This window comes from Methanomassiliicoccaceae archaeon DOK (genome assembly GCA_009911715.1).
GTDB lineage: Archaea > Thermoplasmatota > Thermoplasmata > Methanomassiliicoccales > Methanomethylophilaceae > Methanoprimaticola.
In genome coordinates, this window is sequence record CP047880.1 from 585,658 (window position 1) to 607,793 (window position 22,136).

17 protein-coding genes and 2 pseudogenes are annotated in these 22,136 nt (G+C 62.6%); 15 read left to right on the forward strand and 4 right to left on the reverse strand.

The genetic code is table 11. The annotated features are described in order from the left end of the window. Nucleotides 1-3 precede the first annotated feature (3 nt). The 5 genes and pseudogenes from JS82_03070 to JS82_03090 all read left to right on the forward strand — a co-directional run bounded on the left by JS82_03070 (nucleotide 4) and on the right by JS82_03090 (nucleotide 5,027). Nucleotides 4-696 (forward strand): helix-turn-helix domain-containing protein, encoded by a 693-nt coding sequence (locus tag JS82_03070; GenBank protein ID QHK17152.1) that lies wholly within the window; start codon nucleotides 4-6, stop codon nucleotides 694-696. Further along, nucleotides 696-1,747: pseudogene (locus JS82_03075) on the forward strand (hydroxymethylglutaryl-CoA synthase). Before JS82_03070 ends, JS82_03075 begins: the two are co-directional and overlap by 1 nt. Before the next feature lie 4 nt (nucleotides 1,748-1,751). Next, nucleotides 1,752-2,921 (forward strand): thiolase domain-containing protein, encoded by a 1,170-nt coding sequence (locus JS82_03080; protein QHK17153.1) that lies wholly within the window; start codon nucleotides 1,752-1,754, stop codon nucleotides 2,919-2,921. Beyond that, entirely contained in the window at nucleotides 2,921-3,325 is a 405-nt protein-coding gene (locus JS82_03085; GenBank protein ID QHK17154.1) for a transcriptional regulator, read from the forward strand. The genes JS82_03080 and JS82_03085 overlap by 1 nt, the downstream gene beginning before the upstream one ends. A gap of 283 nt (nucleotides 3,326-3,608) precedes the next feature. Next, the gene (locus tag JS82_03090; GenBank protein ID QHK17155.1) at nucleotides 3,609-5,027 is read left to right on the forward strand and encodes an AAA family ATPase; all 1,419 of its coding nucleotides are present in this window, start codon (nucleotides 3,609-3,611) and stop codon (nucleotides 5,025-5,027) included. Nucleotides 5,028-5,108: 81 nt separating this feature from the next. Here JS82_03090 and JS82_03095 read toward each other — a convergent pair whose 3' ends face one another. Together JS82_03095 and sbcD are read right to left on the reverse strand one after the other, a co-directional pair. Continuing rightward, nucleotides 5,109-8,180, reverse strand: a complete 3,072-nt coding sequence (locus JS82_03095) for an AAA family ATPase (GenBank protein ID QHK17156.1) — start codon at nucleotides 8,178-8,180, stop codon at nucleotides 5,109-5,111. Further along, on the reverse strand, nucleotides 8,177-9,295 hold the full coding sequence (gene sbcD / locus JS82_03100; GenBank protein ID QHK17157.1) for an exonuclease subunit SbcD: 1,119 nt from the start codon (nucleotides 9,293-9,295) through the stop codon (nucleotides 8,177-8,179). The genes JS82_03095 and sbcD overlap by 4 nt, the downstream gene beginning before the upstream one ends. A gap of 168 nt (nucleotides 9,296-9,463) precedes the next feature. Between sbcD and JS82_03105 the strand changes: the two genes are divergently transcribed. Beyond that, nucleotides 9,464-10,081 (forward strand): hypothetical protein, encoded by a 618-nt coding sequence (locus tag JS82_03105; GenBank protein QHK17158.1) that lies wholly within the window; start codon nucleotides 9,464-9,466, stop codon nucleotides 10,079-10,081. On the opposite strand, the gene JS82_03110 is transcribed toward JS82_03105, so the two are convergent. Continuing rightward, nucleotides 10,008-10,466 (reverse strand): hypothetical protein, encoded by a 459-nt coding sequence (locus JS82_03110; GenBank protein ID QHK18378.1) that lies wholly within the window; start codon nucleotides 10,464-10,466, stop codon nucleotides 10,008-10,010. The genes JS82_03105 and JS82_03110 overlap by 74 nt on opposite strands. Nucleotides 10,467-10,584: 118 nt before the next feature. On the opposite strand from JS82_03110, the gene JS82_03115 reads away from it, so the two are divergent. Together JS82_03115 and JS82_03120 are read left to right on the forward strand one after the other, a co-directional pair. Beyond that, nucleotides 10,585-11,517 (forward strand): homoserine kinase, encoded by a 933-nt coding sequence (locus JS82_03115; protein ID QHK17159.1) that lies wholly within the window; start codon nucleotides 10,585-10,587, stop codon nucleotides 11,515-11,517. Between the two features lies 1 nt (nucleotide 11,518). Next, nucleotides 11,519-12,736, forward strand: a complete 1,218-nt coding sequence (locus tag JS82_03120; protein QHK17160.1) for a threonine synthase — start codon at nucleotides 11,519-11,521, stop codon at nucleotides 12,734-12,736. A 10-nt stretch (nucleotides 12,737-12,746) separates the two neighbouring features. On the opposite strand, the gene JS82_03125 is transcribed toward JS82_03120, so the two are convergent. Further along, complete coding sequence (locus tag JS82_03125) at nucleotides 12,747-15,071, reverse strand: DEAD/DEAH box helicase (GenBank protein ID QHK17161.1); 2,325 nt, start codon at nucleotides 15,069-15,071, stop codon at nucleotides 12,747-12,749. 121 nt (nucleotides 15,072-15,192) lie between these two features. Between JS82_03125 and JS82_03130 the strand changes: the two genes are divergently transcribed. The 7 genes and pseudogenes from JS82_03130 to JS82_03160 all read left to right on the forward strand — a co-directional run bounded on the left by JS82_03130 (nucleotide 15,193) and on the right by JS82_03160 (nucleotide 22,090). Then, nucleotides 15,193-16,332, forward strand: a complete 1,140-nt coding sequence (locus JS82_03130; GenBank protein ID QHK17162.1) for a hypothetical protein — start codon at nucleotides 15,193-15,195, stop codon at nucleotides 16,330-16,332. Nucleotides 16,333-16,404: 72 nt separating this feature from the next. Continuing rightward, nucleotides 16,405-18,502 (forward strand): annotated as a pseudogene (gene lonB, locus JS82_03135) (ATP-dependent protease LonB). 156 nt (nucleotides 18,503-18,658) lie between these two features. Next, entirely contained in the window at nucleotides 18,659-19,201 is a 543-nt protein-coding gene (locus tag JS82_03140) for a nicotinamide-nucleotide adenylyltransferase (GenBank protein QHK17163.1), read from the forward strand. A gap of 43 nt (nucleotides 19,202-19,244) precedes the next feature. Beyond that, nucleotides 19,245-19,670, forward strand: coding sequence for a nicotinamide-nucleotide amidohydrolase family protein (locus JS82_03145; protein ID QHK18379.1), 426 nt, complete (start codon nucleotides 19,245-19,247; stop codon nucleotides 19,668-19,670). A 53-nt stretch (nucleotides 19,671-19,723) separates the two neighbouring features. After that, nucleotides 19,724-20,356, forward strand: a complete 633-nt coding sequence (locus JS82_03150; GenBank protein QHK18380.1) for an adenylyltransferase — start codon at nucleotides 19,724-19,726, stop codon at nucleotides 20,354-20,356. An 86-nt stretch (nucleotides 20,357-20,442) separates the two neighbouring features. Beyond that, entirely contained in the window at nucleotides 20,443-21,345 is a 903-nt protein-coding gene (gene purC / locus JS82_03155; GenBank protein ID QHK17164.1) for a phosphoribosylaminoimidazolesuccinocarboxamide synthase, read from the forward strand. Nucleotides 21,346-21,529: 184 nt separating this feature from the next. Continuing rightward, nucleotides 21,530-22,090 (forward strand): flavin oxidoreductase, encoded by a 561-nt coding sequence (locus tag JS82_03160; protein ID QHK18381.1) that lies wholly within the window; start codon nucleotides 21,530-21,532, stop codon nucleotides 22,088-22,090. The last annotated feature ends 46 nt before the right edge of the window (nucleotides 22,091-22,136 follow it).

The window sequence follows — 22,136 nt, forward strand, 5'->3', positions numbered from 1 at the left end:
CCAATGGTTGACGAGTTCAAGCAGAAGATCGCAGGGGAGATCACCATCTCCCCGGATCCCGGCAAGACCATCAGGAAATGGAGGGAGGAGTTCGGGCTCTCCCAGCACCAGCTGGCCGACGCCATGGGCGTCTCCCACTCCGTCGTGAGCGACTACGAGTCCGGCAGGCGCAAGTCGCCCGGGGTCAACGTCATCAAGAAGATGGTCGACGCCTTCATAGAGCTCGACATGCAGAACGGCTCGCCCGTGATATCCAGGTACAATCCTAACTACAAGCTGGATTGCATCATATCAATGGACGAGTTCCCCGGAGGGGTGGACGTCGGTGCCTTCATCAACGCCATCTCCGGGAAGAACCTGAACCCGGACAGGGTGCTCTCCAAGTCCATATTCGGATACACGATCGTGGACTCCCTGAAGGCCATCCTCTCCCTGGGTTCGGACGATTATCTCAAGATCTACGGGTGGAACACCGAGAGGGCGCTCATCTTCACGAACGTCCACTACGGGCGCTCCCCCATGGTAGCCGTCCGCGCGCACCCGCTCACGCCCGGGATGGTGGTGTACGTACAGCCGGAGAAGACCGACCCGCTGGCAGTCAAGCTGGCGAGGCTGGAGGGGATCCCGCTGGTCACCACCGACCTGGACGTGGAGGGCGTCGTCGCAAGGATGCAGACCCTCAAGGAGGGGATTTGATGGATGTAGGAATCGTAAGTTACGGAGGATATGTCCCCAGGTACAGGATCAAACCCGAGGAGATCGGGAGGATCTGGGGAGTGGATGGGAAATCTATGGGCAAGGGGCTGATGATCTATCAGAAGTCCGTGCCCTCACCGGACGAGGACGTCGTCACCATCGCCACTGAGGCGGCGAGGTACATGATGGACAGGGTCCCCGAGGTGGACCCCAAGGACATCGGCGCCATCTACGTCGGATCCGAGTCCCATCCCTACGCAGTCAAACCGACCGCGACCATCGTCGCGGAGGCCATCGAGGCCACCCCGCCATGACCGCGGCCGACATGGAGTTCGCGTGCAAGGCGGGAACCGCCGGCATCCAGGCCTGCATGGGTCTGGTCGGCGCGGGCATGGTGAAGTACGGCGTCGCGATCGGCGCCGACACATCCCAGGGAGCCCCCGGGGACGCCCTGGAGTACTCCGCCTCCGCCGGAGGCGCGGCCTACCTGATCGGAAGCGAGAAGGTCATCGCCAGGATCAACAAGACGCTCAGCTTCACCACCGACACCCCCGACTTCTGGAGGAGGGAGGGCCAGCCCTACCCCAAGCACGGAGGAAGGTTCACAGGCGAGCCCGCCTACTTCAGGCACATCACGTCCGCGGCCAAGATGATGCTCGAGGCCATGGGCACCACCCCCGAGGACTACAAGTACGCGGTGTTCCACCAGCCCAACGGCAAGTTCCCCACCAGGGTCGCCAAGCAGCTCGGGTTCACCGACGAGCAGATCCAGTACGGCCTGCTCACGCCCAACATCGGCAACACGTACAGCGGCGCCGTGCCGCTGGGACTGGCCAACATCCTGGACCACGCCGAGCCCGGCGACAGGATCTTCGTCACGTCCTACGGGTCGGGGGCCGGAAGCGACGCCTTCGACATCACCGTCACGGACGAGATGGCCAACTACAAGAGGGACAACGCACCGACGCTGGAGAAGGTCATGGCCGACCCGATCTACGTCGACTACGGGATCTATGCCAAGTTCAAGGGCAAGATCGTCATGCCGGAGTGATAACATGAGGGACGTAGCAATCATAGGGGCCGGAGTCACCAAGTTCGGCGAGCTCTGGAACAAATCGTTCAGGGCGATCGGCATCGAGGCCGGCGTCAAGGCCATGGGCGACGCCAACCTCTCGGGAAGCGAGATCGACGGCGTGTTCATCGGGAACATGTCCGCAGGGCAGTTCATCAAGCAGAAGCACATCGACGCGCTCATCGCGGACTACTCCGGGATGGCGACCAACCACATCCCCGCAACCAGGGTCGAGGCCGGAGGGGCCTCCGGAGGCGTCGCGTTCAGGCAGGCCGTCATGGCCGTCGCGTCCGGGATGCACGACGTGGTCCTGGTCGGAGGGGCCGAGAAGATGACCGACATGGACGACGTGTCCATCAACAGCGTCCTCGACGCCACGGCAGACGCCGAGTGGGAGGCCGGCATGGGAGTGACCTTCGCGGGTCTCCACGCCATGATCGCCAACCGCATGATCCACGACGGCATCGCCACCAGGGAGGAGATCGCATCCTTCTCCGTCAACAGCCACTTCCACGGCGCGCTGAACCCCAACGCCCAGTTCAGGAAGGCCATCACCCTCGACACCGTCCTGAGGTCCGGGCCGGTCGCATCGCCCCTCGGCATGTTCGACTGCGCGCCCATCTCCGACGGAGCCGCCAGCCTGGTGCTGTGCCCCCTGGAGGACGCCAAGAAGTACACCGACTCCTACGTGAAGGTCTCCGCCGTCACGCAGGCGAGCGACACCCTGGCACTGTTCCAGAGGCCCGACATCACCACCTATCAGGCCACCGTCGAGGCGGCCAAGAGGGCGTACGAGCAGGCCCACATCACCGCCCAGGACATCAGCGTCGCGGAGGTGCACGACACCTACACCGTCACAGGCATCATGGCCCTGCAGGACCTCGGCTTCTACAAGAGGGGCGAGGCGGGCAAGGCCGTCCTCAACGAGGAGTGCCACTTCGACTCCGGCAAGGTCGCGATCAACACCTCCGGAGGACTCAAGGCCCGCGGACACCCGATCGGAGCCACCGGCGTGGCGCAGATCGTGGAGCTCGTGGAGCAGCTCAGGGGATCCGCCGACAAGAGGCAGGTCGAGAACGCCAAGTACGGACTGGCCCAGAACACCGGAGGAACCGGTTCCGCGGTCACCGTCAGCATCCTGGAGGCGATGTGATGTCATCTGTTGCAAGGGAGTGGAGGGAGGTCCCCGGAAGGTACAACCTGAAGGGAACCAAGTGCGCCAACTGCGGGACGATCTACTTCCCCAGGCGCGACTTCTGCCCGAAGTGCCGCCGCGCGGGGATCGGGAAGATCGAGGACTACGACATCAGCAGGACCGGGGAGGTCTACTCCTTCTCCATCGTCTACGACGCGCCTGCTATGTGCGACATGATCAAGCCCTACGCGGTCGTCATGGTGAAGACCGACGACGGCGTCATGATCACCGGCCAGCTGGTCGACGTCGACCTGGAGAAGGTCGCCATCGGCATGAGGGTCAGGGCCGTCATGCGCAAGCTGTCCACCGACGGCGACGCGGGCGTCATCCGCTACGGGTTCAAGTTCGTCCCCGCGGAGTGATCAAACTCAACACCCGGGGGCCGTCCCCCGGGAAACCAATTTCTGTTTTCTTCTTCGGATGTGCCGTGGCGTCGTCGAGCGGATCAAAACGTTGCCGGTGTCCATTTATCTTAGTTCCGCGGATTGAGGGCCAGGTTCCCTCCCGCCACGACATCTGGCATGTATGGTATCCAGATATTTGTTTCAAAAAAATCTAAAAAATAAATTTTTGGAAAATTTTGACAAAAATAAATTTTATTTATGAAAACACAAAATTTAATACAATCAATTGTCATACAGTAATATGAACGGCGGCAGATACGCAGCCATGGAACGTTTCAGAGGTCGGAGTGATGAGCTCGGACTTCTGCAAAGGATTTACGACTCGGAGGGCATGAGAACCTGTGCGGTCCTCGGTCGTCGCAGGATAGGCAAGTCATTCATCCTTGAGAAGTTCTGCTCGCAGAGAAGAAGCGTCTATGTGGAGTTCGTGGACAGTTCCGAATCGACGAACGTCGAGCTCCTCGATGCCGCCATGGCTCCGTTGACCGGCGGCATGTCAGGCGTGAGGAGTTTCAAAGAGGCCCTCAACGTGCTTAGGGACATATGTTTCGCCGAGAAGACCGTGGTGGTGTTCGACGAGTTCCCCTACCTGACCCAGAACTGCAAGTCGGCCTCCTCCCTTCTGCAGAACTTCATCGATACCTGCATCGTCCAAAGCAAATCGATGTTCGTGATATGCGGATCGTCGATAACCGTGATGAGAGACGAGACGTCGAAGAGCACCCGTCCGCTTTACGGCAGGTTCCCGTCCCGTCTCGAGGTTAAGGAGATGTCGTTTGACGAATGCAGGGACTTCAACCCCGGTCTTGCCGATGAAGACGCATTGATGCTCTACATGACCCTGGGCGGAATCCCGATGTATCATGAGATGGCGACCGGTAGCGACTATCCCGAATGCATAAAGTCGCTGTTCTTCGGCCCCCACCCGCTGATCCAGGACGAGGCCTCGGCGATCATAGGCCGTGAGCTGAACCCGGCTGCGAGGTACAATGCGGTCATGGACGCCATCGGAGGAGGAGCGACGATACTGACGGACATAGCCAACAGGTCCGACATCGACCCCTCCTCGTGCCTGAAATGTCTCAGGAAACTGATGGCGATAGGCGTCGTGGGAAAGGTCCATCCGATGCTGGATGCCCCTAAAGGACCGACATACGAGATAACGGACAACATGATTGCGTTCGAGTTCGAGGTCCTCAGGAAGTACGGTACGAGCATCAGAATGGCGGATCCGGACATGGTCTACGAGGAGCTCAGCGACGTCATCAGGTCGTTCTTGGGGAAAAGGTTCGAGGGGATCTGTGCGGATTTCATGCGCAGCCATTATGTCTGCAAGGAGATTGGTAGATGGTGGGGCAAGGCCGGTGTCGGGACTGGTACGGACATAGATTTGGTCGCGGTGGTGAGGTCCAGGAAGATGACCGTCACTGTTCTGGGCGAGTGCAAGTTCAGGGGCGACGCATCCGGTTTCGAGGTCTACAACTCATTAAAATTGAAGGCCGATGCTCTTTCCAGAGACCGTACCGTGCGTCTGATGCTGTTCTCAGCCAGTGGATTCAAGGACAACCTGGTTCTGTTCGCTGAGGAGAACGGTATCATACTCGTCGACTTGGACACACTCATCAGCAGGAAACCCGCTCCGGAGATACTTCCGACATGAGGGGGACAAAAGGTTTCCGACCGTCTGCGCCCCTTCCAGTGTTAGAGACGGGGGCGCGGACGGCCATTTCAAATCGGATAATCAGTCCACCGAGGCCTCAACCCTGCTCCCGCCCTTCTCGCGGGTCACGGTGATCCTCCTGTCGATCCTCTCCCTGAGGAGGTCCACGTGGGATATCACGCCGACCATCACGTCTCCCGCCGTCAGGCTGTCCAGGACGTCCAGCGCCTGCTCCAGCGAGTCCGAGTCCAGGGATCCGAACCCCTCGTCGATGAACAGGGCGTCGACCCTGCTTCCGCCGGCCATCATCTGTATGGAGTCGGACAGTCCCAGGGCCAGGGACAGCGCGGCCTTGAATGACTCCCCGCCCGACAGGGACTTGACCGACCTCACCTTGCCGGTGAAGTTGTCCAGCACGTCGATGTCCAGCGCGGTCTGGGACCTGTTGTTGTCGTCCTCGGCCCTCCTGCGGAGCTCGAACCTGCCTCCAGACATGTCCGAGAGCCTGCGGTTGGCGCACTGGAGCACCCTGTCGAAGTAGACGGCCTGGATGTACTGCTCGAACTGCACCTTCCTGGCGCCGGTGAGTCTCCCGTTGGCGACGTCGGACATGCGCTGGAGGGCGTCCAGCTCCCTGCCCTTGGCGTCGATCTCGTCCCATCTGGTCCTGAGGAACGCCCATGCGTCGGAGTTGCCCTTCAGCACCTCCATCGCATGTGCCAGCTCCTCGGCGACGGCCTCCTTGGCCTCCGTGGCCTCAGCGACGGCGGCCTCCACCGCGCCCATGTCGGGACGCTCCAGCCCCTCCAGCTCTGCGGTCAGCTCCGCGGACCTGCTGCGGCAGTAGGACTCCTCGCTCTCGAACGCGGATATCGATGCGTTGAGCTCGTCGAGGTCCGTGGACATCAGATCGTGGAACCCGTCCAGGTCCATGCCCATGGCGTCCAGCAGCGCAGACAGTCTGGCCCCGGCCTCGTCGACCTTCGGGACGAGTCCCCTGACCTCCTCCTCGGACTTCCTCAGACGGTCGTTCTGAACGGCGAACTGCCCTTCTGACTGCGCCTTGCGGTTCGCGACGATGTTGGAGAGCGCCTCAGCAGACTGGATGTCCACCCTGTTCCTGTGCAGGGTCTCCCTGGCCTCCTCCTCGGAGGAGAGCTCCAGTCCGGCGGCGACCTCCGCCAGCTGGGCCTCGGTCGCGGCGCGGGACCTCTCCAGGGCGCCCCTCCTGGACTCCATCTCGGCCAGCCCCGCCTCGCCGTCCGCGAGGGACTTCTCCAGCATCTCCCTCCTGGACTCCATCTCGGCCATGCTCCTGAGGAGGATCTCCATCTCGTTCAGCCTCCTGCGGCTCTCTGCCAGCCTCGACTCGGAGTCGGATATCATGGCGTCGAGGGCGTCCATGGCCTCCGCCGCGGTCCCGGAGGTGCCGGAGGCCTCCCTGAGCCTCTCCAGCGACGTCTCATACTCGGTGCGGCGCTGGGCCAGGTCGGCGACGACCTTCTCCCTGGCGGAGTACTCCCTGTCCCTCTTCCTCCTGAGCTTCGTGAGCTCCTCCTCGGTCGGCACTCCCTCAGGGACCGTTGCTGGGGAGGGGTGGTGGACGGAGCCGCACACCGGGCACGGCTGCCCTTCGGCCAGAGAGGATGCCAGCATCCCCGCCTGCGACCTGAAGAACAGCGACTCGGCCAGCGACACCTGGTCGGCCGCTGCCTTCGCCTGGTTGTCGTGGACGGTGAACGAGCTCTCGAGGGTCCTGACGGAGTTCTCCGCGTCGATGCAGGCGACGCCGGCGCTCCTGGCGGCCTTCGACCTGTCCAGCGCCTCCGCCAGCCTCTCACTCTCCATCCTCGCGACGGATATCCCCGATCTCGCCTCGGCGGCGCCTGCCAGCCTGTCCGAGATATCCTGCAGCTCGGCCCTGATCCCGTCGGTCTCCACCCTGGATCTGGCTTCTGCCGAGGACACGGTCTCGAGCTCCGCATTCATCTTGGACAATGCTTCCGTCAGCTCCCTGGCCCTGGCGTACCTCGGCAGGGACTCCTCGATGCGGGCGTTCGCCGCCGACAGCAGCGAGGCCCTCGCGGTCATCTCGGCAGCCCTCTCGGTGTCCTTCATGATGTTCTCCCTGACCTTCTCAAGCCTCTCGAGCTCCTTCGAGGCCGCCTCGCCCTCGTCCTCCGCCTTCCTCAGGGCGCTCCTGGCGGCCTTGAGGTCCGCCTCCGCCTCCACGACGGGCTGCGAGCGTCCGATCATGTCCCTTCTGATCCTGAGCGCGGATATCTCGCCCTCGCGCTGCCTGAGGGACACCTTCCTGGCGTTCACCGTGTCCAGTTCGTCGAACTTCGACTTGATCCCGGCGGCCTCGGCCCTGCGCTCCACGGCCGTCCTGTAGCGTCCCTCCGCCTCCTCGCTCCTGGACCTGACGGCGTCGACGGCCGCCCTGTCCGCGGATATGGTGGCCTCGATGACCTTCTCCTGCTCCCCCCTCGGGAGGGATGTCAGGTCGTCGACCAGGTCCGTCACTATCTGGGACAGCCTCTCGTCGGCTTCGGCCTTGCGGTGCCTGTAGGTGTCACCCTTCTCGGAGCACATCCTCGCCAGCGTCTCCTGGAGCCTCCTGAAGTGGTCGGTCCCGAACAGGTTCCTCAGGATCTCCGTCCTGTTCTTGCTGTCCGTGTCCAGCAGCTTCATGAACTCGCCCTGGGCCAGCATGACGATCTGGTTCCACTGCTCGGCGTCCATGCCTAGGATGTCCCCGATCCTGGAGTCGACCTCCCTGACGGATGTGCTGACCATCTTGCCGTCCACGATCAGCTCGGCAGTGGGGGAGACCTTCGTGCGGTTGCCGGTGCGTGTCTCCCTCCAGTAAGGCGGCTCCCTCCTCACGGTGTATCTGGTCCCGAGGTGGTCGAACGTCAGCCTGACCCACGGCTTCGCATCGGTCAGGTCGCTGCGGAGGCTGTCCGGCAGCCTCCTGGAACCGCTGGTCTTTCCGAACAGGGCGTATGTCATGGCGTCGAAGATCATCGTCTTCCCGGACCCGGTGTTCCCGGTGATCAGGAACAGTCCGGAGCCCATCCTCTCGAAGTCGACGGTCGTCGGCTGGGAGTACGGCCCGAAGGCCTCCATCTCGAGAAGGACCGGCCTCATTCCTCGCCACCTCCCACGTAGATGCAGTCCTTGAGTATCTCGCGCTGGTAGTCGTTGAGCTCCTCGCCTGTCATGTCCCTGTAGAACTCCGCGAACAGATCCGCGGGGTGGACGGTGACCGCCCTGTCCATCTCAACGGCCCCGGGGGTCCCCGAGGGGCGATCCCTGGATGCCACAGTCACGTTCATGGTGTGCGGATAGACCTTGTAGAGCTCGGAGACCCCCTGTCCAGGGGCCTCGTTGAGCTCGGCTATGATGTAGTCGTCGCGTCCTGTGACCTCGTCGAGGCCGGCATGGACGATGTCGTTGAGGCTGCCCCTGAGCACCCTGAGGTCCCTCAGCGGGACGAGCGGGACTAGCTCCACCGACACGTCTCCCTTGTCGCGGATGTCTGCCAGGACCACGCTCTTCGGGGTCAGCGCCTCGGACCCGGAGTACTTCAGCGGGGATCCGGAGTACCTGACCGTGTCCCTGCCCACGCGCTGGGGGATGTGGAGGTGGCCCAGCGCCACGTAGTCGAACGCGGCGAGGCTGTCGACGGGGATGCATTCGATGCCCCCGACCTCCGGCCTCTGCTCCTCGGACTCCGACGTCTGCGGGAGTCCGGATCCTGCGAAGAACTGGTGGGCCACTAGGATGTTCCTCCCCGCCGGGTCCACGCCGGACTCCCTCATCACCAGGTCCATGGCCCCGCCGTACCCCTGGACGTCGGCGTCCATCAGCGTGCGGACCTCCGAGACCTTGAAGTAGGGCAGCATGTAGATCGACAGCTTCCCGTACTCGTCCTCGGTGTCGATCCTCTCGGCCCTCCCGGAGAACTCGCCGGCGATGTGCACGCCGCTCCTGCCGAGGATGGGTCCGCAGAACTCCAGCCTGGCGCCGGAGTCGTGGTTTCCGGAGATCACGTAGACCTCGCAGCCCTCGGCGGTGACCTTCTCCAGGAAGTCGCCGAACATCCTCACTGCCTCCTCTGTCGGTACGGCCCTGTCGTAGACGTCTCCTGCTATGAGCATGGCGTCCGGCTTCCTCTCGCGGACGATTCCGACGATGCCGTCGAGGATGTGTCTCTGGTCCTCCGTCATGGAATAGCCATGGACGCGCTTACCAAGGTGCAAATCCGAAGTATGTAAGACCTTCAATCTAATCACCATTTCATTTTTATAGACCATCGTTCGGTCTCTCTGACGACTGATATGAGGCCTGACGTATTTATATCTTTACAAAAAGTGTAAACAAAACAGATTGTGTAAACCTATTTATCAGGCGAAAGGTATCGGCAGAGTATGGATAACCCCGGGAGGACGTCCATACAGGCCACCGTCAAGTCGGTGTGCTCCATTTCCTACGTTTCGGAGAAGCTCCAGGTGTCCCGCCCGACACTTTACAAGTACATGGACCTCTACGACTCCGGGGGAAGGGACAGGGTCCCGACGAAGGTCCTTCGCTTCTTCGACTACCTGACATCCGCCAGGAGGTCCGAGGACGACGCGATACTCTATTTCATAAGGGAGTCTGGCAGGGAGGAGGGGCCCGAGCCTTCCCAGCGCGAGGATCCGGTCCCCGTCACATGCAGGATCGGCGGCGACAGGGCGATGGTGCTCTTCCCGGATGTGGAGGACCCCTCGGACGTCGAGGTGGACGTCTCCATGGAGATCGACGGGATGATGACTGTCATCGGACGCTACCGTCCGCAGCCCGGGAGGAGCTTCGTGACCATCGACGACCTGATCCCGGAGAACACATTCTATTACACAGTGAGGACGGCCTCCGACGGGAGGGTCCTGGCCGGGCCGACGGCGTTCTCCGTCGGCGGCGACAGGGACGGGGTCAGACCTTCTGGAGCTCGACCATCGCGACGTTCTCGACGGCCTGGTCCTCTGGGGACAGGAAGCAGCTCCTGAGTCCCAGCTTCTCCGCCTTCCACGGCGTCGCGTCGACGAGGGAATCGTCCCTGACCATGCCGATGTCCCCGAGGCGGGGGTCGTCCACGTCCATCAGGATCGCCACGTACTCGTCCCTGCCCTCCTTGGGCTTCATCTTCGCCATGGCCTTGCCGATCTGCCTCTCCCAGGCGCAGTATAGGATGATCTCTGTGGGCAGCGTCTTGGACCTGTTCGTCCCCTCGGCGAACGCCCTCTCGGCGTGGTTGGCGGCGGCGAGCGCGTGGGACCTCCCCGCGATCATGTCGGGGTCGAGGAGGACGACGTCCCCTCCGAGCGATGTGAAGTGTGACACGATTGTCTCGAATGTGGCGGGGCCCCTGATCCCGATGACGTCGAAGCGCATGCCCATGTCACGGACGGCGCCGTATAACAACCTTCTCACATCCTTAACGTCCGTCATCAACACCACTAATAATAAATCGACAGTAGGGGTTCCGCCCTGCAAGGAACTAGTGACCACCATGGCCGACGAATGGATTAGGATAGCTGCGCCCGCGACCACATCCAACATCGGCGCCGGATTCGACGTGTTCGGACTGGCGCTTAAGGAGCCCTACGACATCATCGAGGGAAGGAAGATCGAATCCGGGATCGTGATCTCGGAGGTCTCCGGACCCGGGTCCGAGGGGATCCCCACAGACCCCGACCAGAACTCCGTCAGTATCGCCGCGAAGGAGGTCCTCAGGAGATGCGAGGCCGAATTCGGAATCGAGATCAGGATCAAGAAGGGCATCCGTCCGTGCAGCGGCATCGGGTCCTCCGGGGCGTCCGCCGCCGGAGGCGCATTCCTCGCCCACATCCTGTGCGGAGAGAAGCTGAGCCTCACCGAGGTCGTGCTCTGCGCCGCCCACGCCGAGGACGTCACGTCCGGAGGGTTCCACGCGGACAACGTCGCCCCGTGCGTGCTCGGAGGCTTCACCGTCATCCGCTCCTACGAGCCCTTCGAGGTCGTCTCCATCCAGCCACCCGAGGACCTCGGCATCGTCGTGGCAATGCCCGACGTCATGGTCCCCACCAGGGAGTCCAGGATGGTCCTGCCCCACGAGGTCGCCGTCAAGGACATGGTGTTCCACCTCGGAAACGCCGCATGCATGGTGTACGGCATGCAGACCGGGGACCTGGGACTCATCGGCAGGTCCGTCCAGGACGCTGTGTTCGAGCCCGCCAGGACATCGCTGGTGCCCTACCTGAAGAAGGCCGAGTCAGTGGCCAAGTCCCACGGCGCCATCGCGTCCTTCCTGGGCGGTTCCGGCCCCTGCATCATCTCGTTCTACGACAAGAGCTCCCATCAGGGGGAGGCCATAGCCGAGAGCATCAGGGCGCTTTACGCTGAAAACGATATGAAATGCGACACCTGGATCACGGAGCCCGGCTCCGGTTGCAGGAGGATTTGAAATGGCAGCACACAAGGTTGTTTGCTGGGACTGCGGAGCGGAGGTCGACGACCCGTTCGTGAACACATGCCCCAGATGCGGCGGTCTCCTGACCGTCAAGATGGATCTGGAACAGGTCAAGGAGATGAAGCCCGAGGACCTCCACAAGGAGCCCATCGGGGTCTGGAGGTACGCGCCCTTCATGCCCGTGGACCCCGCCCACAAGGTCTCCATCCAGGAGGGAGGCACCCCCCTGTACCCCACGAGGGCGCTGGGAGCCGAGATCGGCGTCGAGAACACATTCGTCAAGTTCGAGGGTCTGAACCCCACCGGGTCCTTCAAGGACAGGGGGATGACCATCGGCGTCTCCCACGCCAAGGAGCTCGGCGCCAAGGTGGTCGGATGCGCGTCCACCGGCAACACGTCCGCCGCCCTCGCCGCCTACGCGGCCAAGGCCGGCATGAAGTGCGCCGTGTTCCTGCCCTCCGGCAAGGTCGCCATGGGCAAGCTCGCGCAGGCGCTGTTCTTCGGTGCCAAGGTCCTGTCCATCGACGGGAACTTCGACGACGCCCTCGCGCTCGCCAGGAAGATGGCTGACGAGAGGAAGCTGTACCTCCTGAACTCCATCAACCCCTACAGACCCGAGGGTCAGAAGTCCGTCCTGTTCGAGATCATGGACCAGCTCAGGTACAACGTTCCCGACAGGATCATCCTGCCCGTCGGAAACGCCGCCAACATCTGGGCCGTGTACAAGGCGGTCACCGAGCTCCAGGAGGTCGGATGGATCGACAAGGTCCCCATGCTCACCGGAATCCAGGCCGAGGGCGCCTCGCCCGTCGCCCGCGCGTTCAGGCAGCACTCCGACGACTTCATCCCCGAGGAGAACCCCGAGACCGTGGCCACAGCCATCAGGATCGGGAACCCCGTCAGCGGCAGGAAGGCCCTGAAGGCCATCTACTCCACCGGAGGATTCTCCACCACCGTCACCGACGAGGAGATCATCAGCGCGCAGCAGCTCCTCGGAAGGAGGGAGGGTGTCTGCGTGGAGCCCGCCTCCGCGGCATCCGTCGCCGGACTCAGGAAGCTCCGCCAGGAGGGCATCGTCGACAGGGACGAGAGGGTCGTGTGCATCTGCACCGGAAACGGCCTGAAGGACCCCGACACCATCATCAACAACTGCGCTCCCCCGATAAAGTGCGGGAACTCGGTCGAGGATGTGGAGAGGATCCTCTCCGAGTGATCGACGAAACTCAGAAATCGAAGAGGCTGGCCTGACGAGGGCCGGTCTCCTCCTTCTTATCGGACCGCCTGCGGGGTTTCGGCTCCGCGGGTTCGGTCCCATCATCCTTCTGTTCTGCAGGACCGTTGTCCGGCACGTACCCGTAGGCCGCGGCCATCTCGTCCATCATCGCGTCCTCCTCCTCGGAGGGCGACATGCCGTACGCGGAGTCGTCCACAGTTGCCGTGGACCCGACCTGGTCCTTCATGCTGCTGGCGAGGGCCGGTCCGATCTTGGGCATCGCGGCGAGCACCGACTCGTCGGTCGCGGCGATGGAGTCCTTCGAGGTGTAGCCCGCGTTGAACAGGACCCTTGCCCTGCTCCTTCCGACGCCCCTCAGGGACACGAGCTCCGACAGCTCCTCCTTCACGCCGTACCTTATCCTGGTGGCCAGCGGTCTGATCTTCCTGATGGCGTCCGGGTTGAATATGTAGGCGATCTCGCCCATGGCGTAGATGATCCAGTCCATCCTGTCGACCTTGGCGCGGATGTCGCCGGGCCCGATGCCCATGCGGTCCGTCATCGCCTCCTCCGGCACCTCGTCCATCCAGTCCGAGATCAGGACGGCGGTCTTCAGGTCGCTCCTGAAGTACTCGTAGTCGTAGTCCTCTATGTCGTCCGGGTCCACGAGGAGCTTGTCCTCCCACATCTCCGCCTCAGCGTCGAGGCGCTGCTCGTCGCACTTCTTCGGATACATCCCGACGACGTCGGGAGTCATGGCCGCGGCGATGAGGATGGGCATCGTCTCGGTGGAGTCGTCTATCTTCAGGACGGCGTCCCTCAGTATCGACGCCGTGACTGGGTCTATGTAGAGGTCGGAGACCCTCTTGCCGAACGGGAGGATTACGACCGAGTCCCCCTGCCTGCGGACCATCTTCTCGCCCGCCAGGAAGTCCACGACGTCGCCGACGATGCTCTCGATGCCGAACAGGCTGGAGGTGGCGCCGAAGAACGTGTCCTTCATGAAGTCGACGATCTCCTCGTCGGACTCGGCGTCACCGGTGGCGATTATCCCCAGGATGTGGCTCCTCAGGACCTTCTCCTGGAACAGCTTCGATGTGAGGCGCTCCGTGTCGTGGTCGACGTAGTCGGTCATGAGGTGCTCGAAGTCGCGGTCGTTCTTCGCCACGAGGACCGCCTCCCCGTAGGGGTCGTACCCGGGCCTGCCTGCGCGGCCGCACATCTGCTTCACCTCCATGACGGAGATGGGCACGTTCGCGCCGTTCTCGTAGCGGTATGTGTCCCTGACGACCACCCTCCTGGCGGGCAGGTTGATCCCGGCGGCCAGCGTGGGCGTCGCCACTATGCACTTGATCGTCCCGGCCCTGAACGAGTCCTCGACGTACTTCCTCTGCCTGTATGTCAGTCCGGCGTTGTGGAACGCGGTGCCGGACCTGACGCAGGATGCGAGCTTGCGGCCCGTGGCCGTGGACTCCGAGTCTCCCTCCAGGAGGGCCTCCTCGGACCTCGGCAGATCCCTGCCGACCTTGGGTCCCAGATGCCCGGCGAGCCTGACCGCCTCGGCCTCCGTGGACCTCCTCGAGTTGACGAACACGAGGCACTGGCCGCCCTCCTCTATCGCCTGGAGGACCAGGGAGGACACGGCGTCCTCCCTCGGGGGGACGGCCTTCTCGGTGCGGTCCCCGAAGACTATCCTGCCGGGCAGGTAGGCGCCCTCCATCAGCGGCACGGGCCTCCAGTCGCTCCTGACCAGGGAGGCGTGGAGCCAGTCCGCCAGGTCGTCCGCGTTCGATATCGTGGCGGACAGGGCGATGACCTGAAGGTCGCTCCTGCGGCGCATCATCTTCGTCAGCGCCACCTCGAGCGTGGGTCCCCTGCCGGGGTCGTGTATCATGTGGATTTCGTCCGCTATGACGAGTTTGACCTCGTCCATCCATCTGCTCCCGTGGCGGATCATGGAGTCCGCCTTCTCGGAGGTGGCGATGATGATGTCTGCCTTGTCGATGCCCCTGTCCTCGGAGTCCAGGTCGCCGGTGCTCATGTGGACGTTGATGCCGAGGTCTGCGAACTGCAGGAAGTCGTCCCTCTTCTCCGAGGCGAGGGCCTTCAGCGGAACGATGTAGAGGACGTGGCCCTGGTGCTCGACGAGCGTCTTCAGGGCGGCGACGTACCCTATCAGGGACTTGCCGCTTGCTGTCGGGATGGCCGCCACGAGGTTCCTCCCCTCGAGCGTTATGGGTATCGCCTCCGCCTGTGGCGGATGGAGCTCCCTGAAGCCTGCCCTCTGGAGGGCGTCCGCGACCCTGTCGGGGACGTCCAGCTCGTCGATCCTCATGAACCACGCCAACAGTGCCAGTGTTGATAAACTGCGTGGTCCCCGGATGACCCTCAGGCATACGCGGTCTTCGTACAATATAGAGTTATCTTTAAAAGAGAGGGCGTGTAATGCCGAACGGATGAACACCAAGCTAGTCGCGGCGTTGGCCGTATTCTGTTTCATTGCCATCATGGTCGTCCCGACCGTCCAGACGGACGCCGTCACGGACACTGGCTACCAGTCCCAGCTGGATGCCAACGGGCAGAAGGTGTACCAGGACGTCAGCGACAGGTTCGACTCGGAGCTCAACGGCACGGCGCCTCAGAACACCCTGCAGATCGCAGTGTCTCTGACGGACCCCGAGCTCTTCTCCACCGAGGAGGAGGCGACGGCGTACGCGACGGACATCGTGAACTCCGCGCTCGCCGCCCTGTACTACACCAAGGCCGAGTCGGTATGGCTCTGGAACCTTCCCATAACCGCCGTCGATGTGACGGTCACATGCAACAGCGTGGAGATGTCCACACCCAACAACGAGTCGGGCTCCTACTTCATGCCCGTCTCCGTGATGTTCTCCCTCTCCGTCCCCGACGACATGGCCGACGACCCCAGCACGGTCGACGCGAACGAGCTCTACAACCGCATCACGGAGCTCAGGGAGGCCAGGATCGAGGTCACGGGCAGCGTCAGCGAGAAGGTGAAGGCCATCGCGGACAGGCTGCACTCCGTGAGCATCGTGGACAACCCCGTCGCCGAGGACGCTCCCGAGGGGGAGGAGCCCGCGGTCACCGATGTCGGCAACGCGTACGACGCCCTCGTGACCGGAAGCTCATCCACAGAGGGTCTCGCCGCCGCGTTCACGTACCTCTGTCAGTACAACGGGGTGGAGGCCTACACCGTGAGGGGCACGATAGTCACCTCCGACAACCCGGAGGACAACTCGACCGAATGCTGGAACGTCGTGAGGAACGACGACGAGGCGGGCACATGGTACGCCGTCGACGTCTCGATGTACGACGGGGACGACAGGTCGCCCCTCATGGCAGGTGCGTCCACCGCGGTGAACCTGTCGGGAAGAGGTTTCTCGGCAATCCACGTCGTCGACCTGGATCTCGTCTCGGAGAACTCCCTGAGCCCGATCCAGATCTCCGCCACCGGCTTCGACTGGCCTGACGACAGGACCTTCATGGAGAAGTACGGAACGCAGGTCTTCGCAGTCATCCTGATCGCGATCATAGTGGCGGTGCTGGTATACGCTCTCAGGACCGGAAATGTGTGAGTACAATCCACGAATCAAAACAATGAACTGTTATATACAAGCACAAACTAGGAATTTCAATCAGGGGGAACAATGACAAAAAGAGCTGATGTGAAGAGATGCGACCTCTCCGTGGAGGAGTGGGCCGACAAGCAGACCTTCACCTCGACGGAGCAGATCCACATTCCGGACCTGATGGCCGACAGGGTCATCGGGCAGGAGGATGCGGTCGAGGTCATGCGCAAGGCCGCCTCACAGAAGAGGCACGTTATGCTCATCGGTGAGCCCGGAACGGGAAAGTCCATGCTCGCCAACTCGATGGTGGAGTACCTTCCCAAGGAGGACCTGCAGGACATCGTCGCCTACCACAACCCGGAGGACTTCAACGAGCCCAGGGTGAGGGTCTTCCCCGCGGGCAAAGGGAAGGCGGTGGTCGCCGAGCAGAAGGCGGTCGCGGCTCAGCAGAAGAACCAGAAGAACACGATGTACATCTACGCCATCATGGCGATCATCGTCATCGGCCTTCTCGCCGCCATCATGCTGAACAACTTCACCATCATCTGGATCGCGCTTCTCGGCGCACTGATCATCTTGATGTTCTTCAGGATGCCTAGTCAGCAGAGGACCGAGACGGCCATAGTGCCAAAGGTCCTGGTGGGCCATGATCCCGGGGACATGCCGCCCTTCGTCGACGCAACAGGAACCCACGCCGGAGCGCTGCTCGGGGACGTCAGGCACGACCCGTTCCAGTCCGGAGGACTCGAGACCCCGTCCCACGACAGGCTCGAGGCCGGGGACATCCACAAGGCCAACAAGGGTGTCCTGTACATCGACGAGATCAACATGCTGAAGATGGAGTCCCAGCAGGCCCTGCTCACCGCGATGCAGGAGAAGAAGAGTGTCCATCACCGGCCAGTCCGAGCGCTCCTCCGGAGCCCTCGTCAAGTCCGAGCCGGTCCCGTGCGACTTCATCCTCGTCTGCGCCGGTAACATGGACGCCATCCAGGGGATGCACCCCGCCCTCAGGTCCAGGATCAGGGGATACGGATACGAGGTGTACATGCGCAGCTCCATGCCCGACACCGAGGAGAACCGCGACAACATCACCAGGTTCGTGGCCCAGGAGGTCAGGAAGGACGGCAAGATCCCCCACTTCGACAAGTACGCCGTCGCCGAGATCCTGCGCGAGGCACAGCGCCGTTCTGGAAGGAAGGGCGAGCTCACCCTCAGGATGAGGGAGCTCGGAGGACTCGTCAGGGTCGCAGGCGACATGGCCGTCCAGAGGGGCGCCAAGCTCGTCACCGCGGACGACGTGTCCATGGCAAGGGGCACCGCGAAGAGCCTGGAGCAGCAGGTCGCCGACAGGTACATCGAGGCCAACGAGGCCTACAAGATGTTCAGGACCTCCGGGGAGGCCGTCGGAATGGTCAACGGACTCGCCGCCCTCAACGCCAGCTCCAACATGGCCGAGTACTCTGGAATCGTGCTCCCGATCGTCGCCGAGGTGTCCCCGTCCCAGGTCAAGAGGGCAGGGCACATCGTCGCCACAGGACAGCTGGGGACCATCGCCAAGGAGGCGGTCGAGAACATCTCCGCCGTCATCAAGAAGTACACGATGACCAACCTGTCCGACAGCGACATCCACCTGCAGTACATCGGCACCTACGACGGTGTGGAGGGAGACTCCGCGTCCATCACCATGGCCACGGTCATCATCTCCGCGCTGGAGAACATCCCGATCCGCCAGGACCTGGCTATGACTGGTTCCCTGAGCGTCAGGGGAAAGGTCCTGCCCGTCGGCGGTGTCACCGCCAAGCTGGAGGCCGCCGCCGCGTCCGGCATAAAGATGGCCCTCATCCCGGCTGACAACGCCAAGGACGTCATGATCGAGAACAGGTACTACAAGACCATGGAGATCTACACCGTGGAGACGCTCCGCGACGTGTTCGAGTACGCCTTCGTGGACTGCCCGATGAAGCAGCAGTACCTGGACAAGCTCCTGCCCCTCAACAAGGACGGCGTGTCCTCCGCGAAGAGGCTGGAGCCCCCGAAGGAGTACCACTACCACATCCAGGAGCAGCCTCCGGAGATGCCCCCGCAGCCCCCTGTCGAGGAGCCCGTCCCCGAGGTAACCGCGGTGGTGGAGCCGGAGCACGTCGAGAACCCCTCGGCGGTTCCCGCGCCTCAGTAAACCTCTCAAGACGGGGCCATCCCCGTCTCTCTTTTTTCATTCCTCTTGATCGTCATTCATTTCCGGGACTGGATCTTGCATCCATGGACTACATCTGCCAGATGTGGCCGCCGGTTATCCCCGTTTATATACTTGGTAAATCATCGGTTCAGACATATGACCCGGAACGACTACTCCGGATACTCCCTCGTCATCGGGAGGTTCCAGCCCCTGCACAACGGACACATGGAGGTCCTCCGTAAATGCGCGGAAGAGTCGGAGCATCTCATCGTGGGCATCGGAAGCGCCCAGAGCTCCCATGATCCGGAGAACCCGTTCACCGCCGGGGAGCGCTACATGATGATCTCGGAGTCGCTGAAGGCTGAGGGCATCACCGAGTTCAGCATCGTTCCTGTGGAGGACCTCAACAGGTACTCCGTGTGGGTCGCCCACGTCGTCTCCATGGTGCCCCCCTTCAAGAGGGTGTACACCAACAACCCCATGACCCGCCGCCTCTTCGAGGAGGCCGGATACGAGGTGAGGAGGTCGCCGATGTACAACAGGGCCGTCTACTCCGGTACGGAGGTCCGCAGGAGGATCGCCGCCGGCGAGGAGTGGAGGCCGCTGGTCCCGGAGGCGGTGGCGGACGTCATAGACGCCATCGACGGTGTAGGGAGGATCAAGGACATCACGGGGGTGTCTGTCGGTGCACCCCTATGACGCTGAGCTGCTGGCCTTCGAGCTCGGTCTGAGGCACAAGACCATGTGCTGCGCCGAGTCCTGCACCGGAGGCCTCATCGGTGCCGCGATGACCGACATGGCAGGCTCCTCGGAGTACTTCCTGGGGAGCGCGGTGACCTACAGCAACGAGGCCAAGATGAAGCTCCTCGGTGTGAGGGAGCAGACGCTCGCAGACCACGGGGCCGTGAGCGAGGAGACCGCGAGTGAGATGGCCCTGGGCGCCGCCGCGCTGTTCGGCGCGGACTACTCCGTCGCCGTCACGGGCATCGCCGGGCCCGGGGGAGAGACCCCCACGAAGCCAGTCGGCCTTGTGTACATCGCCGTGTCGGACGGCTCCCGCGTGGTCGTGACCAAGAACAACTTCGAGGGCGGTCGCCAGCAGGTGCGCGACAGCACGGTCATGGAGGCCTGCGGCCTTCTGAAGGATTTCATCGAGGGGATACTCTGAGCAGGTTCGAGAGGCAGATCCCGATATTCGGGGAGGAGGGACAGCAGAGGATAATGGAGGCCAAGGTCGGCATCGCCGGGTGCGGGGGTCTGGGCGTGAACGTCATCACGGCGCTGGCCGAGGCCGGCGTCTGCAGGTACATCCTCTGCGACCACGACACCCCCGACGTCACCAACCTCAACCGCCAGTTCATCTACACTGCGGGAGACCCCCGTCCGAAATCGGTGATCTCCGCCGAGTGGATCCTCGCACTGAACCCCGCCGCCGACGTGGAGGCGGTCAGCGAGCCCGTGACTCTGGAGAACGGGGACATGTTCGCCGGATGCGACGTCATAGTGGACTGCCTGGACTCGTTCGAGGCCAGGATGGCTCTGGACGACCACTCGCAGAGGATGGGGATCCCCCTCGTCCACGCGGGTGTGTCCGGTCTCCACGGTCAGCTGTACGTCTCTGTGCCGGGGAGGACCCCCGGACTGAGGGACGTCCTCGGAACCGCTAGGGACCCGGAGGGCCCGGTCCCCTCCGTGGGTGCCGCCGTCATGACCGTGGCGGGCATGGAGGCCCTGGAGGCGATCAGGCTCATCTCCGGACAGGCGTCCCCCTGCGAAGGGGTCCTGACGACAATAGATCTGGAGTCCATGCGCATCGACAGGCAGAGGATCTCATCCGAATCCGGCGACATGTGAGACGATTCCGAGGATGAGGTCTGGGTATCATCCCATCCCCGGTGCCAGGGAGAACAGTATATATCCATCAGCGATAACGGTCTGTCATGAAGCACCTGATGACCGGGAAGGTCAAAGAGGTATACGAGGTGGACGACGACACCCTCGAGTTCGCGTACACCGACAACATCTCAGTTTTCGACAAGATCATACCCTCCAAGATCCCCCACAAGGGGGAGACCCTGTGCAGGACGGCCAAGTACTGGTTCGGAAAGCTCAACGAGGCAGGAATCAACAACCACTACATCAGCGAGCCCTCCAAGGACAGGATGAGGGTCAAGAGGGTGCAGGTCATCCGCGACTACAGCAAGATCGACGGCACCACCACCAACTACCTGATCCCCCTGGAGGTCATCTGCAGGTACTACGCCGCCGGATCCCTGCTGGACAGGCTCAAGTCCGGCAAGGTGAAGCCCGAGGACCTGGGATTCCCCGCGGGACACGAGGTCAAGAGAGGGGAGAAGCTCCCCAGACCCTTCGTCGAGTGCACCACCAAGCTGGAGGAGCACGACGAGAACCTGACCGAGGCCGAGGCCAAGGAGATGGCCGGGCTCTCCGACGCCGAGTACCAGGAGATCGTGGACACTGTTCTCAGGATCGACCAGATCATCGCGGAGGAGGCCGGCAAGCGCGGGCTCATCCACTGCGACGGAAAGAAGGAGTTCGGATACGACAAGGAGAGGAAGCTCATGGTCGTCGACACCTTCGGAACTCTGGACGAGGACCGCTGGTGGGACGCCGAGGAGTACGCCAAGGGCAACATCGTCGAGCTCTCCAAGGAGTTCGTCCGCCAGTACTACCGCGAGACCGGATACCACGACGAGCTCTACGCCGCCAGGGACGCCGGCAAGCCCGAGCCCGACATACCCGCTCTCCCCCAGGACATCATCGACCGCGTGAGCAAGCTCTACGTAGACATGTACGAGCGCATCACCGGCGAGAAGTTCTGATCAAACTCCACGGGAGGGGCCTTCCGCCCCTCCCTCCCTTTTCAGTCCATCACCCTTATGTTCTGTGGTGATGGCGTGTGGATTCGGCATCTTCGGCCGGGTGCTGGCTGTCGATGTCCTTTGCTCTCCTGTAAATAGATGAATATCGATATCGGGGTCCGGTATAACCCAGGAGATGTACGAAATGAAGGATCTCGGAGTCAAACCGTGCATGTTCCCGATGCCCGTCGGGATGATTGCGACCTACAACGACGACGGAACCGTCGATGTCATGAACATGGCTTGGGGCGGCGTCTGCGGGGACAACCTCGTAGCCCTCAACCTGGACGAGGGGCACAGGACCTCGGACAACATCAAGAAGCGCATGGCGTTCACGCTCGCCATACCGGACGTGAAGCACGTCAAGGAGGCCGACTACTTCGGCATAGTCTCCGGAAACGACGTCAAGGACAAGTTCGAGCGCACGGGGCTCACCGCCGTGAAGAGCGGGAGGGTCGATGCGCCCATCGTGAAGGAGTTCCCGGTGACCCTGGAGTGCAAGGTCGCAGAGATCCAGCACGGGATCGAAGGGTTCCGTGTGGTAGGGGAGATAGTCAACGTGGTCGCTGACGAAGGCGTCCTGGACGCTGACGGGGAGGTCGACCCTGTGAAGGTCGATCCGATAATGTACGACCCGTTCCAGAGGGGGTACTACGCCCTCGGCAGGAAGGTCGGACAGGCCTGGGACTCGGGCAACGACCTCTGAGCCGTAAACCGCCAGGGCCACCCGGCCCTGCATTATATCCAGAAAC

Coding starts and splice junctions, on each gene's coding strand:
- JS82_03070 (QHK17152.1), top strand. CDS start 4: ATGGTTGACGAGTTCAAGCAGAAGATCGCAGGGGAGATCACCATCTCC.
- JS82_03080 (QHK17153.1), top strand. CDS start 1,752: ATGAGGGACGTAGCAATCATAGGGGCCGGAGTCACCAAGTTCGGCGAG.
- JS82_03085 (QHK17154.1), top strand. CDS start 2,921: ATGTCATCTGTTGCAAGGGAGTGGAGGGAGGTCCCCGGAAGGTACAAC.
- JS82_03090 (QHK17155.1), top strand. CDS start 3,609: ATGAACGGCGGCAGATACGCAGCCATGGAACGTTTCAGAGGTCGGAGT.
- JS82_03095 (QHK17156.1), bottom strand. CDS start 8,180: ATGAGGCCGGTCCTTCTCGAGATGGAGGCCTTCGGGCCGTACTCCCAG.
- JS82_03105 (QHK17158.1), top strand. CDS start 9,464: ATGGATAACCCCGGGAGGACGTCCATACAGGCCACCGTCAAGTCGGTG.
- JS82_03110 (QHK18378.1), bottom strand. CDS start 10,466: ATGCGCTTCGACGTCATCGGGATCAGGGGCCCCGCCACATTCGAGACA.
- JS82_03115 (QHK17159.1), top strand. CDS start 10,585: ATGGCCGACGAATGGATTAGGATAGCTGCGCCCGCGACCACATCCAAC.
- JS82_03120 (QHK17160.1), top strand. CDS start 11,519: ATGGCAGCACACAAGGTTGTTTGCTGGGACTGCGGAGCGGAGGTCGAC.
- JS82_03125 (QHK17161.1), bottom strand. CDS start 15,071: ATGAGGATCGACGAGCTGGACGTCCCCGACAGGGTCGCGGACGCCCTC.
- JS82_03130 (QHK17162.1), top strand. CDS start 15,193: ATGAACACCAAGCTAGTCGCGGCGTTGGCCGTATTCTGTTTCATTGCC.
- JS82_03140 (QHK17163.1), top strand. CDS start 18,659: ATGACCCGGAACGACTACTCCGGATACTCCCTCGTCATCGGGAGGTTC.
- JS82_03145 (QHK18379.1), top strand. CDS start 19,245: ATGTGCTGCGCCGAGTCCTGCACCGGAGGCCTCATCGGTGCCGCGATG.
- JS82_03150 (QHK18380.1), top strand. CDS start 19,724: ATGGAGGCCAAGGTCGGCATCGCCGGGTGCGGGGGTCTGGGCGTGAAC.
- purC (QHK17164.1), top strand. CDS start 20,443: ATGAAGCACCTGATGACCGGGAAGGTCAAAGAGGTATACGAGGTGGAC.
- JS82_03160 (QHK18381.1), top strand. CDS start 21,530: ATGAAGGATCTCGGAGTCAAACCGTGCATGTTCCCGATGCCCGTCGGG.